The sequence below is a fragment of the Arcicella sp. GW458-12-2-14-TSB2 genome (assembly GCF_059423785.1).
Genome location: NZ_JBWKYN010000336.1, coordinates 1 through 1,876, shown reverse-complemented (window position 1 = coordinate 1,876; position 1,876 = coordinate 1). Strand labels below are relative to the sequence as shown.

Genomic DNA, 1,876 nt, shown 5'->3' with positions numbered 1-1,876 from the left:
ATTCAAAATATTATTTGTTATTTTCTATTTAAAACAAAACTTATTCATTGCCTTTATTCAAAATACCTTTAATAAAGTAATCAACTATACAAAAGGTATTCATTAGATTTTGTATAAAACATAAACTATTTCTTTTAAAACATCCATTTAGATGACATCTTTTCACAATTGCATTATTCTTGATATTAAATAGCTTTATTAATATTTTCGAAAATTGTACTTCTTCAAGATTCCTTTCTAGGAAAGTGAAACTATAATGGCAAGCTAAAAAAAATGATTTAGAAAATGAATTTCTATCATTACTGTTAATAATTATAAAATATAAGCAGCGTATTTATTCCTCTTAATATCTGGAAGAATAAATAAAAAAAAGAAAAATAGGGTGGGTAAATTAAAAGAATATAGGATAAACAGGGAGATAGAAATAACAAACCCACCCAAGAAACAAACTTAGGTGGGTTCATAATAGTATTTCAGTTGAAACACTGTATTACTTTAACATTGAACAATCGTCAAAGTGTTCTTATGTTTAAATTTTATCGCCATTTCGCCATTGTTCAACTGTTGGAAACCAGATGGATTGGTATTCGGCATAACGTTGAAGTTCATAATGGTCCTCTGCAAATTGATTAGACCTTTTGGTAAAAGTAAAATTCACTTCTGAATATTGGCTGTTACGTGTATATGTCCATACTTCTTTGTCTTTAGTCCGTGTAATTCTGGTTGGGTCGCCCATTACGATATATACCATTCCTTTATCAGTTTTCCAGCCTTCTTTATAGCTTGTAAAAAGCCTGTTAGCTTGTTCTACTCTTTGATAGAAAGACTTGATTGTCCTTTTGGCCGTTCCTTGGTTTCCTTGCATGATATTGAGCCAATAATTATCTAATGAGCGCTTAGGGTCTTTAGAATTATACAAATCGCTTGTTTCAGCATTTGTACTTACATAAATCAAAGGTCTTACAAGTTTCTCTGGACGGGTAATTTTCGGGAATCTCTTATCTGCTACTACCATCCCTATCCCATAAGATTCTGTGGTATCTCTCGTAAAATAATAAAGTGCATCACTCTTTAGGGTAATGGGCTGATTAGTTACCACCGTAAAAGAAGAATCTACATAAAGGCTTTTTGTAGCCGCTCTTGGCGTAGTCGACATCGGCGAAATAGCCGCTTCAAATTCATAGCGATATTTAAACACTTTAAACGTTTGCTCTTTGCCTGAGAGGCTTTTTAACATAACGGTGTCTTGCACCGTGAAATAATTTCGTGCAATGGGTGTTTTTCCGTTTTTACTGAAAAACATAAAATAATCGCTTGATTTACCCGATTGGAATCTGAGGAAACAATCATTTAAGATTTTATTTCCTGTCCTTAAATCTCTTATTTCAGTAAGAGCCAAACCTGTTAGTAAATCTTTGGGTTTAGGAATATCAAACCAAACAGTTAATAATCCTCCTTCCTGACTAGCATTTTCGGTAGTAATAGCTACATTACCGTTCCCCAAACTTGTTTGTTTTGAATTATAATCTGGATAAAGATTATAGGCAATTGCAAAATCTTTGGTTGCTTCTGCCAACGTAAATGTTCTATCGATATCAATACTTAAAAAAACCCTTACTGACGTACCATTATCTAAAAATCTACTTTTACTTAAAAATCTTTGTAAAAGCACTTTGTTATCACTTTGTTCTTTGCCTTTTTTAGGTGAAGTGGGGCTACAACCTGCCAAAAACATTATAATCGGTATAATAAGAAGTATTTTTTTCATCAGTTTAAATGAATAGCTACTAGCTTGTGCGCTAATTGCATTGATAAATATTAGAAATGTTGACACAAATAAAAACGTCAATTAATTAGATGCCATAACGAAGTTTTG

General features: G+C 31.9%; 1 protein-coding gene. It reads right to left on the bottom strand.

Going from position 1 to position 1,876, the window contains the following annotated elements; translation table 11 throughout:
* Positions 1-529: 529 nt before the first annotated feature.
* Complete coding sequence (locus tag AC07XN_RS24260; RefSeq protein ID WP_309924342.1) at positions 530-1,768, bottom strand: GWxTD domain-containing protein; 1,239 nt, start codon at positions 1,766-1,768, stop codon at positions 530-532.
* Positions 1,769-1,876: the final 108 nt, after the last annotated feature.

Coding starts and splice junctions, on each gene's coding strand:
- AC07XN_RS24260 (WP_309924342.1), bottom strand. CDS start 1,768: ATGAAAAAAATACTTCTTATTATACCGATTATAATGTTTTTGGCAGGT.